Origin of the sequence: Shimia sp. (assembly GCF_022448905.1) — a bacterium.
In the GTDB taxonomy this organism is placed as follows: domain Bacteria; phylum Pseudomonadota; class Alphaproteobacteria; order Rhodobacterales; family Rhodobacteraceae; genus Shimia.
This window is the reverse complement of record NZ_JAKVCW010000020.1, coordinates 1-15,611: the sequence shown is the minus strand read 5'-3', so window position 1 is coordinate 15,611 and position 15,611 is coordinate 1. Positions and strand designations below refer to the sequence as shown.

Sequence of the window (15,611 nt, the reverse complement as noted above, 5' to 3'; positions counted from 1 at the left end):
GGACAGGCACGAGGCGGGATGTCTGTCCGGAAGGCGCTAGTGCGCGATGCCGTGTTTGAACGGGTCTTTGGTTTCAAACAGGATGGTGCTTTGTGCGGTGACAAAGGCTTGTCCTGTGATGGAGGGGATCACGCCACCGTTGGGGCCGGTTTGGTAAGACAACGTGTAGGGGCTGCCGATCACGCTGTGCTGCACGATCTCTTCACCTGGCGCCAAGCGGTTGTCTGCAGCCAAGCAGGCCAAGCGGGCCGAGCTGCCCGTGCCACAGGGCGAGCGATCATAGGTGTCATCCGGGCACAGCACGAAGTTTCGGCTGTGCACGCCTTTCTCCGGCGCTTCGCCCTGAAAAATCACGTGATCGATTGGTTCGCCGTTCTCTCCACCTGCACCGACCGCGATGGCGGCTTCGCGAATGGCGATGCCCATGTCGGTCAAGGCCCGAATGTTGCCGATGTTCACAGGCAGCGGGCTGGGATCAAGAATGAAGAACCAGTTGCCGCCATAGGCCACGTCACCGGTAACAGCGCCATACGCGGGCACGTCCAAATGCACCTGTTTGCGCACACGACGGCTTTCGACATTGCGCACGGTGACAGTGTTGGCGTCGCTCAACTCCACCTCCACCACACCGGCCGGGGTTTCGATGCGATGCACACCGGGGGTGATGCGCCCCAGATGGGCCAGCGTCACAGTAAGGCCAATGGTGCCATGGCCGCACATGCCAAGCACGGCGCCCATGTCAAAATAGATGACACCGGCCACACAGGTGGGGTCCACGGGTTCAACAAGCAGCGCGCCCACCATAGCGGGTTGGCCACGCGGCTCGCGCATGACAGAGAGATAGAATTCCTCATGCTCCGTGGCGAGGCGGCGGGCGCGCTCCGCAAGGGAGCCGGTCCCCAGATCCGGCCCCCCGTCCAGGATCACCCGTGTGGGCTCTCCCCCTGTATGGCTGTCGATCACATGCATTCAGCGATGACTCCGCCTTGCTTGGACCAATCGGCAAACCAGGTGCGGAACAGGCTGTATTGCTGTTCGCAGTAGTTGCGCTGGGCGTCGCTCAGAATGTCGGTTTCGTTGAAGTGCAGGCGGTATTCTTCCTCGCCGTTCAGCACGAGCAGGTACTTGTAGTAGAGGACCAGATCGGTGCCTTCATCAAAGCTGGCCAGAACGCCAAAGGCCTCTTCCAGTTCCTTGGCACGCATACGGGCTTCGGCGTGACCTGCGGCAGCTTTCTGCGACAGGGCGGCGAGCAGCAGGGCTTCTTTGGGCAGGGCGGTGCCAATGCCAGTGATGGAGCCGGTGGCGCCACAGTTGACAAAGCCGTGGTAGACTTCGGTGTCCACGCCGACCATCAAGGTGACCTGATCGTCTTGCGAGGTGATGTGTTCTGCCGCGTAACGCAGATCGTCTTTGCCGCCAAACTCTTTGAAACCAATCAGGTTTTTGTGCTCTGCGCGCAGGGCGAAGAACAGCTCAGCACGGGTGGCGAAGCCGTAGACTGGACTGTTGTAGATGATGGCTGGCACATCTGGTGCGGCCTCAAGGATGGCTTTGAAGTGGTTCTTCTGCGCTGCGATGGAAGAGCTGCGAGACAGCACACGCGGGATGACCATCAAGCCAACGGCGCCAACTTTTTGCGCGTGCGCAGCGTGGGCAACGGCGGATTTGGAGTTGATGGCGCCGGTGCCAACCACCACGGGGATGCCCGCCTCAACCAGACGTTCCACACCGGTCATGCGCTCCTCGTCGGTCAGTAGGGGCCAGTCGCCCATGGAGCCGCAGTAGACAACGGCGGACATACCCGCCGCGATCATGTCGTGGCCTTTTTTCACAAGCGCGTCGTAATCCGGGGTGCGGTCGGCTTTGCACGGGGTCATGAGGGCCGGCATGGTGCCGGAGAAGATATTATTGGTCATAGCTTGAGCCTTTTTGGTCTTGCGTGCGGGGTTAGCGCACGTTGGCGAGAAATTTTTGGGTGTGTTCAGATTGTGGGGTGCCGAAAATCTGCTCGGGTGGGCCGATCTCTTCCATCACGCCCTGGTGGAAGAAGGCGACGCGGTCGCTCACGTCGCGGGCAAAGCCCATTTCGTGGGTGACGCAGATCATGGTCATGCCTTCTTCGGCCAGCATGCGCATGGTTTCGAGCACTTCGCCCACCAACTCCGGGTCAAGCGCGGAGGTGGCTTCGTCAAAAAGCATGTACTCCGGCTCCATCGCGAGGGCGCGGGCGATAGCCAAACGTTGCTGTTGACCACCGGAGAGAGCCGACGGGTAGACGTCGAGTTTCTCGCCCAGACCCACGTGTTTGAGCTGTTGCGCGGCGATTTCGCGGGCTTCGGCTTTGGATTTGCCTTTCACGATTTTGGGCGCGAGGGCGACATTTTCCAATGCTGTCAGGTGCGGGAAGCTGTTCCATTGTTGAAACACCATGCCCAGTTGCTGGCGCAGTTTGTTGATGTCGGTGCCTTTGGCGTGCACGTCGGTGCCATCGACCACGACTTTGCCCTGTTGCACCGGTTCCAAACCGTTGATGCAATAGAGCAGGGTGGATTTGCCCGAACCCGATGCGCCGATGACGGAGAGAACTTCGCCTTTCTCGACGTTCAGGTTGATGCCTTTGAGCACATGCAGGGAGCCAAAGTATTTGTGCAGGTCATGAATTTCGATCATTGGGCCCACTTTCTTTCAAGCGACGCGGCGTAGCGCGAAATTGGGTAGCTGAGCGCGAAGTAGAAGGCGCCAGCGAGTGTGAGGATGAGGAAGGGTTCCTGTGTCCGGGTGATCAGGATCTGGCTGGCCTTGAGCAACTCGACGTAGCCAAGTACCGAGACCAGCGCGCTGTCTTTCATCACGCCGAGCGCCACACCGACCCAAGCGGGGAATACGGCGCGGCCGCCGATGGGCAGCACCACATGGCGCAGGTCTTGCCAGTAGCTCATGCCCAGGCTGCGCGCGGCACGGCGCATGGAGGGTTGCACAGCCTCAATGCCGCCACGGGCGACGTTGGCCACAAGCGAGGCGGTGTAGATCGTGAGGATCACCACGCCTGAGGCAAAGGGATCGAGGTTGAGCCCCACGATTGGTGCGAAATTGTAAAACAGCACCAGTTGGATGATCAGGGGCACGGAGCGAAAGACGTCCAGAATGGGGGCAACAGTCAGAGCGGCGGCCCATTTGCCTTCGTACAAAATCCAACCGAAGATCACGCCTAGTACAGTGCCGATGGAGATCGACAGGACCGAAATCCACATGGTGCGTAGGGCGGCTTCGCCAAGAAACAGGAGGTCTTTGGGAGCAAAGCCGCTGAAGAAGCTGACAGTAGGTTCCATGGGGCGCTCCTCAGTACCGGAAGAGCCGGGTCGCCAGTAGGCGGGAGGCTCCGAGGATGAGTTTCACGATCACGTAGTAGATGACCGCGGTGACGGCGAAGTATTCGAAAATCCGGAACGTGCGGGAGGCAAAGAACTGTGTCTCACCGGAGAGTTCGCGGAAGCCCACCAACATGCCCAGAGAGGACATGAGCACAGCCCAGACCATTTGGTTGGTGATCGGGTGGTAGACGATGCGGAACACCTGCGGGATCACGATGCGGGTGTAGGCTTGCCAGGCGGTCATGCCGAGGCTGCGCGAGGCGCGGATTTGTGTGTCTGGCACCGCTTGAAAACCGCCGCGGAAGTTCTCTGCCAGGTACCCCGCGCAGTTGAAGGTCAGACCAGCGAGCACAATCATGTACGGTGAGAGGTGCAGGCCAAAGGCGCCAAGACCAAAGCCGAAGAAGAAGAGTTGAAACAGGGCAGGGGTGTTGCGGGCCAGTTCGACCCAGGTGGAGGCGATCCAGCGCAACGGGCCGCGCATGTTGAGGCGGATGAGCGCCAGGCAGAGGCCGATGATGATGCCAAGGATCATGGCCAGCACCGCCACCTGCAAGGTCAGCAAAGCCGCCTCAAGCAGATCTGGCAGGCTTTTCATCACCGGTCGCCAATGGAAATTATAGTCAAACATGAGGAGTGTTCCCGTTGCCCCCGCCCAGTTTGGACAGGACGGGGGCGGGTTTTAGGGAGTGGTGGATCAGTACATCACGCCTGGGATGCGCAGCTCTGGCGCTTCGCCGCCGACGTATTTGCCCCACAGTTCGCTGTAGCGGCCGGAGCGCACCTGATGAGTCACAAACAGGTTGAGGTAGTTCAGCCAAGTTACGTCTTCACGCTTGCCCACAACGGAGGTGTAGTCTGTGGTCCAAGGCATACGTGGGCCGGCCACAACGGTGTCATACTGCTGCGTGATTGGCAGAACGGCGGTGTTGGTGGTGATGCCGATGTCGGCTTTGCCCTGTGCTACCGCCAGGAAGACTTCGTTTTCGGATTGGTAGCCCTGATAGTTGCCCTCTTCGCCCCATTCGGCGGCGATTTTCAGCCATTCCTGCTCTGGCACGGTGCCGATGGCGGCGGCGACGCGTTTGCCGCGGATGTCTTCGAAGGTTTCGATGCCGCTGTCTGCGTTCACCACGCCTTGGGCGTAATAGATCGCGTAAGGGATGGTGAAGCCGACGGTGCGGGCGCGGGCGAGGCTGTCAGAGGTTGCACCAAACACAACGTCTGCGCGGCCAGTGACAATCACTGGCAGACGCTCCGCCCAGGTCACTGGTAGCACTTCGGCTTCCACTTCCAGCGCGGCGGCGAGGTCGTTGCAGTAGTCGACGTCAAAGCCGGCTGGCTCGTTGTTGGCGTCACGGTAGCCGATAGGCGGAAAATCGAGCACCACACCGCAGCGTAGGGTGCCGCGATCAACGACGTCATCAAGAGTGTCCGCTTTGGCCGGAATGGCGGCGAAGGTGGTGAGTGCTGCGATGGCAGCAAGTTTCTTAAGCATAGGGTCCTCCCAAAAGTTGGTGGACCGAGTGCTAGGATAAATTGGATACAAAATCCAATATAAAATTTGCGAGAGAACGCATGAGGCGCGGTAGATTGGAGAGGGGGTACATTTAAGGTTATGAAAATGATTGATTTTCTATTGGTGGGGGTGGGCTGAAATTTTCACGTCTTTGGAAACGATGGACGTCCGTGAAGCGGGAAGCAGTGGGCCAAACCCGCAGTTAGTAGCCGCTTACTCGCGCGATTCCTTGGATCGTCGCGTTGGCTTTCTTATGGTGATTGTGCCCGGAGATGATTTGAGGATATTGTATCCAAAAACTCACGCGCTGCGCTGAATCGAGTGTTTTCAGGAGATCAAAATGTCGAACCTGTCCGAATATCGCCAAGTGGCGCGGGATCTGAATGTGGATGCTGTGGCGTTGGTGCCAGGGCCAAATTTCACCCGTGCCTTCGGGAAGCCTTTTATGAGCCATGAACGCCCATTTCTGGCGGTGATCCCTGCGGAGGGTGCGCCAGCGGCGATTGTGCCTAACCTGGAATTAGGCAGCTGGGCGTTGGTGGATTTTGATGGCGCGGTGTTTGATTGGCGCGATCAGGATGGGTATGACGCGGCCTTTGCCGCATTAGCCGAGCACCTCAATATTGGTTCCCTGGCCTTGGAGGGGCAGGTGATGCGGGTGTTTGTGCAGGTGGCGCTAACCAAGGCACAGCCGAATTTGCACATTGTGGACGGCGAGAAAGCGATTTCTGGTTTGCGGGTGATTAAGACGGAAGCGGATGTGGCAGCCCTTCAGTCTGCCATTGATGTGTCCGAGCGCGCATTAAGCCGGGTGCTGGAGGGTGTCCGGATTGGGCAGACGGAAAAGCAGATCGAGAGTGCCTTGATACAGGCGCTGTTTGCTGAAGGGGCGGATGATCTGGCATTTTCGCCGATTGTTGTGGCGGGCGACAACACGGCGCGACCACATGGCAAGGCGCGGGCTGACTATGCGGTGCAAGAAGGTGACGCGCTGTTGTTCGACTTTGGCGCGCGCAAAGATGGTTTTGCAGCGGACATCACGCGCACTGTTTTTGTGGGCGACGTGAGCGACGAGGGGCGGGCGGTTTATGAGACCGTTTTGGCCGCCAACTTGCGGGGTTTTGAGGTGACCAAACCCGGAGTCACGGCACACGAGATTGATGATTCTGTCACCGGTGTGTTGGAGGCTTCGCCCTTTGCGGATCGCATCCGTACCAAGACCGGACATGGTTTGGGCCGGGAGGTGCATGAGGCGCCTTACATCATGCGCGGAAACCACGAGGTGATGCGGGAGGGCATGGTCTGGACCAATGAGCCGGGGCTGTATGATCTGGGCAACTTTGGTGTGCGGATTGAGGACGACATGCTGGTCACGGCCGAGGGCGTGCGGGCGTTGACGTCGTTCCCCAAAGAGTTGTTGATTGTGGGGCGCTGAAACGCGCCCCCCTTCTGTAACGCTTTAAGTTGTTGAGATAATCCAGTCCGGTTGAATGCCGGACAGTTTGATGTAAGGCGCGACGTCGAAGCCTTTGAATAGGCCATGATCGGTGATCAGGATGGTGCCGATGCCCGCTGCGGCCCCGCCAAGCACATCGGTGTGCAACGTGTCGCCGACCATAGCGATGCGGTGGCGAGGGATGCCGTCCAAACGTGCCAGTGCGCTTTCAAAGGCGTTGTCATACGGTTTGCCATAAAACACAGCATCTGTGCCGGTCTGCGCAAGAATGTCGTGGGCAATAATGCCGGGTTCGATGGTCAAGCCGTCTTCACGTGGCGCGACAAGGTCTGGATTGGCAACCACCAATGGGCGGGGATTGGCTTTGAGGGCTTGGCTTAAGGCGGCTGTGTCTGTGTCTATCCAGCGGGCCGTGGAGAGGAACAGGAAGCCGCCTGCAGTGCCAAAGAGATCCGGGTTGGCGATCAGGTCTTCGATGTTGGCAGAGGCGGGGGTGTCGCTGAAGTCATCTCCTTCTGCAGAGATTGCTGCCCAGACTTTACCGTCTGCCAGCTTAGGCAGGTTTGCGAAGGCCACATCGCGACTTGAGACCACGTCGTCGGCGGTGAAGTCAAAGCCGAAACGATGGTACTTTGCGAGGATGTCCACGCGCGTGTAGCTGGCGGCGTTGGTCAAAACAATCAGCCGTTTGCCCGCGGCGCGCAGGTCCGCTATGCGTTCTACCGCGCCTTCGATGGCGGTTTCACCTCGGTTCAGGACGCCGAAGGCATCCAGTATGTAAGCGTCATAGTGCGCGGTGGTGTCGCTGAGGTCGCGGCCCGTTTGGGACCTGGTCGGAAAGGTTGCGGAAGGCAGCGCGTCGCGCAGGCTTTCGTAGCGGTCAAACGCCGTTTGCGTGTCGATCATAAGTTGCGTCCGAAAAGAAAAAAGGCGGCCGAGGGTGTCGGCCGCCGTTGTAAGGTCAGAGGATTTTCTTGCGCAAGTAGGAAGAGACGACTTCGCCAAAGACCACCAGCGCGAGGATGGTGAGCAACACCATGGAGACCTCCGGCCAGTTGAAAGTGTCGATGGCCCCTTGCAGGATCATGCCAATGCCACCTGCGCCGACGAGGCCCAACACGGTGGATTCCCGCAAGTTGATGTCCCAGCGGAGGATCGCGACGGCGAAGAAGGCAGGCATGACCTGAGGCACAATGGCATAGAGCACAATTTTGAACCGCGAAGCGCCGCAGGCTTCCAGCGCTTCAACCGGTTTTGTGTCAATTTCCTCAATGGCTTCGCCGAGCAGTTTGCCGAGAAAGCCGATGGACCGGAACATGATCGCGACAATACCCGCAACAATGCCGGGGCCGAAGATGGCCACAAACAGCAGCGCCCAGATGATGGTGTTGACCGAGCGGGACGAGACCAGAATGAAGCGGCCGATCCACAGGCAAAGCCGGTTGGGCGTGGTGTTCTGGGCCGAGATATACGCCACGGGCAGGGCAACCACGACGGCAAACATCGTGGCCAGCGTGGCGATGTTCACGGTCTGCCAGATCGCCTCCAAGATAGATGGCAGATTGCTGGGGTCCGGCGGCATCATACGGCCAAAGAGATCACCCATTTGGGCTGGCGCGTCCCAGACCCATTCCCAGATCACATTGATACTGGAAAGCGCCCAGGCGACCACAAGCAGGGTGAGGGCGAAGCCACCGTAGCGCATGAGGCGTTGTTTCAGGGTGAAGCGGGACCAGTGGTCAAGCGTGTGTTGCATTGCTTGGCTGTTCATCATGCAATCCGTTTTCTGATAAAGCCGCTGATTGCCTCTGAAATGAGGATGACGCTGACGATGACCATGGTGATGGCGAGCGCGAAGTCATAGTCGTACCGGCCAAAGGCATTGGCCAAGGTGGCTCCGATGCCGCCTGCGCCAACGATGCCGACCACGGCGGAGGCACGCAGATTGCTGTCGAGTTGATAGATGCCAAGGCCGACAAGGCGGGGCATGATCTGCGGGAAGACTGCGTAGACAAGCGTTGCGAGGTAGCCAGCGCCCACAGAGCGCATGGCTTCGACCTGACCAAAGTCGATTTCCTCGATGCGTTCCGCCAGAAGTTTGGCAACAAAGCCGATGGAGTAGACCACCAGCGTAAGCGCGCCTGCAAAGGGTCCAAAGCCGACGGCTTTCACAAAGATGATGGCGACGATGACCGGGTGGAAGCTGCGCGCGACAATGATGATGCCGCGGCCCAGAAAGTAGACTGGTTTGATGGCAATGTTACGGGCCGCCATGAAGGCGAGGGGTACTGAGAGTAGGATGCCGCCCACGGTGGCGAGGATGGCGATTTTCAGGCTTTCCAGAAAACCGTCTATCAGCAGGCCAGAGCGCTCAAAACTCGGAGGAAACGCTCCGCTGAAGATGCGTTGTGCACGGCGCATGCCGTCAGACACGCGGTCCCAGTCAATCGGCAGGGTGGTCATTGTTAAGATGACGTAGATCGCCACCGCGCTGTAGAGCCCATAGCGCAAGAGCGGGTTGGCTATGAAGGGCGGTTTGCGCCAAGTGTCTTTGGCTGTGCTCATGCCACGGCTCCCACTTCGGCACGGTCCATCGCGGGTACGCCAGCGTATATTTCATCCATCTCGGATTGGGTCAGCTTGCCCGGCAGGTCGTCAAAGATGATGCGGCCATAGCGCATGCCAACTATGCGGTCGCTGTATTCTTTGGCTTCGGTGACATTGTGGATGTTTATGATCACCGGGAGCTTCAATTCTGACGCCAGGTCGCGCAGGAGTGACATGATTTGCTCGGAGGTTTTGGGATCAAGTGAAGCGGTGGGTTCATCCGCCAGCAGGATTTCCGGGCGTTGCATCAGTGCGCGGACCACGCCGACCCTTTGACGCTCGCCGCCGGACAGCTCGTCGGCTCGGCGATCGGCGTAATGGGCAATACCAACTCGTTCCATCAACTCATAGGCGTGGCGGATGTCTTCGCGGGGGTAGCGGCGGGTGAGGGCCGCCCAGGTGGAGATGTAACCAAGGCGACCGGATTGCACGTTTTCCATCACGGTCAAGCGGTCGATCAGGTTGAAGCTTTGGAACACCATGCCGATACGACGCCGCGCCGTGCGTAGCTCGCGCCCCTTTAGGGCGGTGAACTCTGTGCCGTTCAAATCAACGGAGCCAGATGTGGGTTCAACCAGCCGGTTGATACAGCGCAGCAGCGTGCTTTTGCCGGCGCCTGACGAGCCGATGACTGAGGTCAGTTGATCGCCTTCGACAGTCAAGTCGAGTTCTTTGAGCACGGGGTCGCCCGAGCCGTAACGTTTTGTGAGTTTTGATATTTTTAGCATTGCGGTCTCTCGGGCATAGCGCGGCTTTACCTGTGACGCGGTGTCTGATCGCACACAGGGCCGAAAAGGCCCGGACAGCGATGCGCGCTATCCGGGCTTTGTTTGGTGATTTAGTTACTTACCTGCGAGACCCTGCGGGGTGTATTCCACGCCGTTGGAACTCTGGATCTGACGGATGACCGCCCACTGATCCTTGTAAGTGATTGGGATGAACTTGCTCACACCGGCAAATTCTTCGCCCAGTTTGGTGCCGGAGAATTCAAAGGTGAAGAAGGCCTCTTTGATCTTTTCGGACAGTTCCGGGTCCAGGTTGTGGGCCACGGTGAAAGACGTGGTTGGGAACGGATCGCTTTCCCAGACCATACGCACGTCTTTGGGATCATAGAGACCGCGTTCCGCCATGCGCTCCACCACTTCGGAAGCCACTGGAGCCGCATCATAGTCACCAGCCACAACACCCAGCATGGATTGGTCATGGGAGCCAGAATAAGTCACTTCGTAGTCCTTGTCCGGCTCGACACCCAAGGATGGGAACAACGCGCGAGGCGCTTGGTTGCCGGAGTTGGAGGTGGGCGAGGTATGCGCAACGCGGCGGCCTGCGAGGTCTTTGACCGCTTGGATGTCGCTGTCGGCCTGCGTGAAGACCTGCAGTTTATAGCCGAACTGGCCATCCTCGGCGCCCATGATGGCAAAGGGCACAGCACCGGCGAGGTTCACCGCAAATGGTGTTGGGCCAGTGGAGAAGCCTGCAACGTGCAAGCGACCAGAGCGCATGGCTTCGACTTCGGCGGAGTTGGATTGCACGGCGAAGAACTGCACGCCTTTACCAGTCACGTCTTCCATATGGGTAATAAACGGTGCCCAGATGTCAGCATAAACGGCGGGGTCTTCAACCGGGGTGTAAGCAAAAACCAGTGTGTCCGGGTTGCGCAACTCGGCCGGATCGGTTGGCGTGTCCGCAACCAGATCGCCATTGGCGTCACAGTAAAGCTCGTCCAAAGCGCCCCGATCTGCACAATTGGCAGCAGCGGCAAAGGCGCTGACCGACAGGATGCCCAAAGCCGTCGCGGCGCGGGTAAAAATTGGTGTCATGGTATCCTCCCTTATAACGCATGCCGTGTGGAACATTGGCCCCAAGGCAAGGCGCTGACCAGAGCAGCTTAGGAGAGTGGCGAGCTTGCCCGCGAGCAGGCTTGTGTTAACGGAACAGACGAAACAAGGGTTTAATGTTAACAGTGTTACAAAGCCGCGCGCGCCGACTTACAATCTGTCATGATCTGCGGAACTGATTCAAAACACTTGGTCAATGGGAACACCCATTGGCCACAAAATGCCGCGGGATGAGGTTTCATGATTACGGGCCAGGCCGAGCCGCTCATTGCGATCGTGGATGATGACGAGAGCGTACGTGACACTCTGTCCGCTTTGATGCGGGACAGCGGGTTCGGCGCGGTCTGTTGTCCTGACATTGCGGCCTTCATGGCGCTGGGAGATCCGCCACATATCGATATGGCCCTGATCGACTTGCGACTGCGCGGAGAGTCCGGCTTGACCTTGGCGATCCACATACGGGAACGCTATGAGATCCCGATCGTGATGCTGACCGGTGTGGGGGACGAGATTGACAAGATCATCGGGCTGGAAACCGGCGCGGATGACTATCTGATCAAGCCGTTTAATCCGCGCGAGTTGGTGGCCCGCATTCGGGCCGTCCTGCGGCGCTACGGGCATGGCACCGCCAAACCAAGTGTCGCAAGCGGGCAGGGGATTGCCTTTCGAGATATGCGGATTGATGTGCAATCCCGTCGGCTCTTGGATCGGGAAGGCGAAGAGGTTCCTCTCACCAACGCGGAGTATCGTCTGTTAGAGTATTTTGCTCGCAATCCCAATCGGGTGATCCCGAGGCCAGAACTTCTCAAGGAGCTGGGCTCAGATGTGGAGCGCTATGTGGACCGCACCATTGATGTTTTGATCTTGCGATTGAGACGAAAGATTGAGCCTGTGCCGTCAAAGCCTGTGCATTTGCAGACACGGCGGGCGCAGGGTTACATTTTTAACCTTGGCGCGGAAACGCTGTAATGTCGGTACTGGCGCGCTTGAGTGTGCGGTTTCGCCTGTCTGCCGCCATTGCTGTTCTGTTTGGGTTGATCCTGCTGGTTAGCCTGATCGGCATTCTAGTCCTAAATCGTACCGAGCTCTGGATGAACGTCTTGCACAAGGAAACCTTGGCGGAGGTGTCTGACGCCTTGGACCTGTCGCGAGAATCCGCAGATCTCGCGACCTCTGCACCCTTCCTGCATGCGTTGTTTCCTCCGTTTCAGTTGGAGCAGGAAAGGAACAAGGTTCTCGAAAACCTGAACCGGGTTGAAGCTTTGTCGGCTGGAGATGCTGCGCTGGATTTGCCGGTGGCGCGGTTGCGATTGGCCATCGACGACCTGACAAATGCATTGACGCCGCAGACCGCCCGGCAGGCGGAACTGGCGGCAATTGACCGGGACTTGGAACGCCTGAACCAACGGGTGCGCCGGTTGGCCAGTGACAAGGCGTTGCCTTTGGCGGAACGTGAAGTCTGGGCCGCGTTGCAGCAGTTGACGGCAAGCGCCCTAGGTGCCGGGCGGGCCATCGCCTTGATCGAGCTTGGAGAGTTCAGCCGCCGGTACAGCAAGCAACGTGATGCGGCGCTGCGGACAGTGAGCCCGATGCATGAGGCAACCTTGGCAGAAATTGAGGCGGCCACGCGTCGCAGCGAAAGCCTGTTTGTTCTAAAGCATCGTGATTTGGCCGCGCGGTTGGATGCGGAGAATGCCTTGTTTCGTATTCGGCAGGAAACGAAGCGGGTGAGCACCTTTGCAGCGGTACAAGTGTTTGAGGCGGAGGAACGTTTATCGCAGGCGCGGCAGGAAACATCGAGCAACCTTGCCTTTGCCAAGAAAGCTTTTTTGGCGCTGACCGTTGTGAGCCTGATGGTGGCAATTTCCTCGTCGCTTTATGTGTCTCGTTACGTCGCGCGCAACTTGCATTTGATCGCGGCGGCGATGCGGAGTTTGGCTGCGGGAAATCATCGTACGGACCTCCCGAAAGGGCCGGCGCCGGATGATGAAATTGGTCAGTTGTATGCGGCGTTTCACGTGTTTCGGGAGAGCGCGCGCAATCTGGAGCGGCGGACGCGTCAAGTTGGGCACCAGAACGCGCTGTTTTCCCGTGTTTTTCGCAACATCAAAGACGGGGTGGCCATTGCCACAGCGGGCGGGTGGATCGAAGCAGAAAACGCGAATCTACGAGCGCTCCTGAGATTGCCTGCGGCTCAGTCGGGTGAAAAAGTCAAAGTGGTTGATTTGATTTCTGAGTCGAGTTTTGAGCGTCAAACGTCTGCCAGCGAGCATGGCGGGTTTGAGGAGTATATCGATCCAGCAGGCAATGTGCTGGAACTGCGCCGCTCGCCACTGCCCAATGGCGAAGAGGTCTGGCTGCTGTCGGAAACCACCGAGCGCAAGCGCATGGAGCAGCGGCTTGAGGAAATCCGTCGTGTGGAAGCATTGGGCAAGGTGTCAGGCGAAGTGGCGCATGACTTCGGTAATATCCTGTCGAGTATTTCTGGCAATGTACACCTCTTGGAGGACGCGGATGCGGAACGGTCCAAGGAGTTGCAGGCCCGCATCCGCTCGGCTCTGGACCTTGGGGTGTCGTTGACCGAACGTCTGCTGGCCTTTGCGCGCAAGCAACACTTGGAACCACAAGTCACCGATGTTGGTCAATTGGTTGAGGGTATGGCCGACTTGTTGGAAATCGGCATGCCGGAAACGGTGGACATGACCGTTGACGTGCCGGACGAGCCTGTGTTCGCGCGGGTTGACCCAGGGCAGTTGGAGAGCGCCGTGCTCAACCTTTGTGTCAATGCTGGACAGGCGATTGACGGCGCAGGCCTGGTGAGTGTTCAGGTGCGGGCCACTGCGAGTGGCGGGGCGGAGGTGGTTGTACGCGACACCGGTCGCGGTATGAGCGAGGCTGTCCGCAGACGTGCAACTGAGCCATTCTTTTCACAGCGTGCCGACGGCGGCGGTACCGGGCTTGGCTTGTCGATGGTCGACGGATTTGTGCACCAGTCAGGCGGCGCATTACTTCTGGAGAGTAATGCCTGTGATGAGGACCACGGGACCACAGTGAGTATGCGCTTTCCGCCTTATCGGGAGGAGGTTCTCCTAACTGTACAGGGCGCATCGGTTGGGCGTGCTTTGGTCATTGACGATGACGCAGTTTACTTGCGCACTACCGCGCGAGATTTGGCGAAGCTGGGGTTTGACGTGGTCACCGCTAAGTCATTTGCCGAAGGATGCACAAAGCTGGGCGATTTGTCTGACCTGGCACTTCTGGTCAGCGACCTGAATCTGGACAGTGGTCAGTCCGGTTGGGACTTGTTGAATATGGGGTACAGCCGGTTTCCGGAAGCGAAGTTGGTTTTGATATCGACACGTGATATGCCGCAAGGCCTCGCGCTTCCCGGCGGGCCACAGCCGCGATGTGTGGCCAAGCCCGTGCAAGAGACAGATTGGCGGGGCATTCTGGAGTGAGCTAACTCGCAGGCTGACCTTGTTGTCGGTTTTTTTGTCTGTTGATCCTGCGCAAAAACAAAGTGGCCCAAATGAATACCGGACCACTTCATCGGCCATAAAGTGGAAGAGCGCTGCCCAATCTGACTGCGATTTTTCGGATTTTAGCCGAGCGCGATCCCGATGTCTTCGAAGTAGGTTTCAACCTCGGCCAAAGAGATCCCTTCGAAAGTGATCGAGTCATTTGAGCCGATGTTGAGAACCGTGTTGCCGTCAACTTCCGTCACCAGGTCCAGACCAAATGTGGCCGCAAAAGCCAGATTGTTCTCAAGCCAAGTTTGCGAATCCTGACCGCCGATGATCAGATCATCAACGCCAAGTTCAAAGTCGGTGATAACAACATCGGAACTTTTCTTATGGGTCTGATAGATAAACTCAAACGTGTCCGCGCCGGTCCCGCCAGTTAGAATATGGTCCCCGCCTTTTTTGAGGCGCGCGACAATCAGATCATCCCCTTCGCCCCCATCTGCTGTGGAGGTTTGGTCGCCCGTGTTGACCGTGTCGTTTCCGCCGCCGCCAGACAGGAGATTGTGACCCTTGCTGCCAAAGATGAAATCGTCGCCGGAGCCGCCATTGATAGTGTCGTTCCCATGGTCTCCGGCCAGATAATCATTCCCGCCGGCGCCATTCAGCAGATCATTGCCGCTGCCGCCGAACACCTCGTCCGCACCGTTGCCAGCGTTGATGATGTCATTTCCGTCGCCGCCGAGCAGGCGGTCGTCGCCGCGCCCGCCAAAGATCACATCGTTGCCGGCACCACCATCAATTGTGTCATTGGCTCGGCCACCGCTCAACGTGTCATTTCCTGTGCCGCCGTTGATTTCGGCTGGTAGTAAACCCGTAACGGTGATCACATCGTCGCCTTCATTGCCGGAAATTTGAAACCCGGTGTAAGCGCCTGGATAAGTGATTTCGTTGACCAAAAGGGTGTCGGACAAATGGGTGCCGTCGATTGTCAAAATTGGCATTTTGTAGCCTCCTCAAATGCTGAAAAAACCAAAAGAGCTGTGTCTATCGTTTTTTGGATACGCAACGAGTAGCAAAATTTTGATTCAAAGTCGCCTAAAGATTGACACATTTGCTTGTGGGGACAGTGAGTTTCCATTGAGGATACTTGGTGGGAAGCAGTTGTTTGTTGGAAAAGTGTGATCGCAGGGAGGTGGTCGCGGGCAACGCGCCAAGTTTAAAGGATTGGGTTATCGAGGTGTGGCATCGTGCGGGGCGTTCGATGCGGGTGATTTTGGTGCACATTGGGGGGCAATGTACTGTCACGGAGTCGATAAGCGCTGATGTTCAGATTAGTGGCTGGGGTGGTAGGAA

Annotated in this window: 15 protein-coding genes; 3 read left to right on the top strand and 12 right to left on the bottom strand. The window is 58.1% G+C overall.

Annotation, left to right across the window (positions count from 1 at the left end; genetic code table 11):
- Positions 1-36: 36 nt before the first annotated feature.
- From MK208_RS18920 to MK208_RS18895, 6 genes are all read right to left on the bottom strand, one after another.
- Positions 37-969: a proline racemase family protein gene (locus tag MK208_RS18920; RefSeq protein ID WP_294119138.1), complete on the bottom strand. Its 933-nt coding sequence runs from the start codon at positions 967-969 to the stop codon at positions 37-39.
- Positions 960-1,919, bottom strand: coding sequence for a dihydrodipicolinate synthase family protein (locus tag MK208_RS18915; RefSeq protein WP_294119137.1), 960 nt, complete (start codon positions 1,917-1,919; stop codon positions 960-962). The genes MK208_RS18920 and MK208_RS18915 overlap by 10 nt, the downstream gene beginning before the upstream one ends.
- Before the next feature lie 31 nt (positions 1,920-1,950).
- Positions 1,951-2,673 (bottom strand): amino acid ABC transporter ATP-binding protein, encoded by a 723-nt coding sequence (locus MK208_RS18910; RefSeq protein ID WP_294119136.1) that lies wholly within the window; start codon positions 2,671-2,673, stop codon positions 1,951-1,953.
- Positions 2,670-3,332 (bottom strand): amino acid ABC transporter permease, encoded by a 663-nt coding sequence (locus MK208_RS18905; RefSeq protein WP_294119135.1) that lies wholly within the window; start codon positions 3,330-3,332, stop codon positions 2,670-2,672. Before MK208_RS18905 ends, MK208_RS18910 begins: the two co-directional genes overlap by 4 nt.
- Positions 3,333-3,342: 10 nt before the next feature.
- On the bottom strand, positions 3,343-4,005 hold the full coding sequence (locus MK208_RS18900) for an amino acid ABC transporter permease (RefSeq protein WP_294119133.1): 663 nt from the start codon (positions 4,003-4,005) through the stop codon (positions 3,343-3,345).
- A 66-nt stretch (positions 4,006-4,071) separates the two neighbouring features.
- Positions 4,072-4,872, bottom strand: coding sequence for a transporter substrate-binding domain-containing protein (locus tag MK208_RS18895; protein ID WP_294119132.1), 801 nt, complete (start codon positions 4,870-4,872; stop codon positions 4,072-4,074).
- 361 nt (positions 4,873-5,233) lie between these two features.
- On the opposite strand from MK208_RS18895, the gene MK208_RS18890 reads away from it, so the two are divergent.
- Positions 5,234-6,328: a Xaa-Pro peptidase family protein gene (locus MK208_RS18890; protein ID WP_294119131.1), complete on the top strand. Its 1,095-nt coding sequence runs from the start codon at positions 5,234-5,236 to the stop codon at positions 6,326-6,328.
- A 24-nt stretch (positions 6,329-6,352) separates the two neighbouring features.
- Here the strand turns inward: MK208_RS18890 and MK208_RS18885 are convergent, their stop codons facing one another.
- The 5 genes from MK208_RS18885 to phnD all read right to left on the bottom strand — a co-directional run bounded on the left by MK208_RS18885 (position 6,353) and on the right by phnD (position 10,776).
- A complete protein-coding gene (locus MK208_RS18885) occupies positions 6,353-7,255 on the bottom strand; it encodes an HAD-IIA family hydrolase (protein WP_294119130.1) in 903 nt (300 codons plus the stop codon).
- Between the two features lie 55 nt (positions 7,256-7,310).
- On the bottom strand, positions 7,311-8,120 hold the full coding sequence (gene phnE, locus MK208_RS18880; RefSeq protein WP_294119128.1) for a phosphonate ABC transporter, permease protein PhnE: 810 nt from the start codon (positions 8,118-8,120) through the stop codon (positions 7,311-7,313).
- On the bottom strand, positions 8,120-8,914 hold the full coding sequence (gene phnE, locus MK208_RS18875) for a phosphonate ABC transporter, permease protein PhnE (protein WP_294119127.1): 795 nt from the start codon (positions 8,912-8,914) through the stop codon (positions 8,120-8,122). The genes phnE (MK208_RS18880) and phnE (MK208_RS18875) overlap by 1 nt, the downstream gene beginning before the upstream one ends.
- Complete coding sequence (gene phnC / locus MK208_RS18870; RefSeq protein ID WP_294119125.1) at positions 8,911-9,684, bottom strand: phosphonate ABC transporter ATP-binding protein; 774 nt, start codon at positions 9,682-9,684, stop codon at positions 8,911-8,913. The genes phnE (MK208_RS18875) and phnC overlap by 4 nt, the downstream gene beginning before the upstream one ends.
- 114 nt (positions 9,685-9,798) lie before the next feature.
- Positions 9,799-10,776: a phosphate/phosphite/phosphonate ABC transporter substrate-binding protein gene (phnD, locus tag MK208_RS18865; RefSeq protein WP_294119124.1), complete on the bottom strand. Its 978-nt coding sequence runs from the start codon at positions 10,774-10,776 to the stop codon at positions 9,799-9,801.
- A 258-nt stretch (positions 10,777-11,034) separates the two neighbouring features.
- On the opposite strand from phnD, the gene MK208_RS18860 reads away from it, so the two are divergent.
- Together MK208_RS18860 and MK208_RS18855 are read left to right on the top strand one after the other, a co-directional pair.
- A complete protein-coding gene (locus MK208_RS18860; protein WP_294119121.1) occupies positions 11,035-11,763 on the top strand; it encodes a response regulator transcription factor in 729 nt (242 codons plus the stop codon).
- Complete coding sequence (locus MK208_RS18855) at positions 11,763-14,252, top strand: ATP-binding protein (protein WP_294119120.1); 2,490 nt, start codon at positions 11,763-11,765, stop codon at positions 14,250-14,252. Before MK208_RS18860 ends, MK208_RS18855 begins: the two co-directional genes overlap by 1 nt.
- A 143-nt stretch (positions 14,253-14,395) precedes the next feature.
- On the opposite strand, the gene MK208_RS18850 is transcribed toward MK208_RS18855, so the two are convergent.
- Positions 14,396-15,259: a calcium-binding protein gene (locus MK208_RS18850; RefSeq protein ID WP_294119119.1), complete on the bottom strand. Its 864-nt coding sequence runs from the start codon at positions 15,257-15,259 to the stop codon at positions 14,396-14,398.
- Positions 15,260-15,611: the final 352 nt, after the last annotated feature.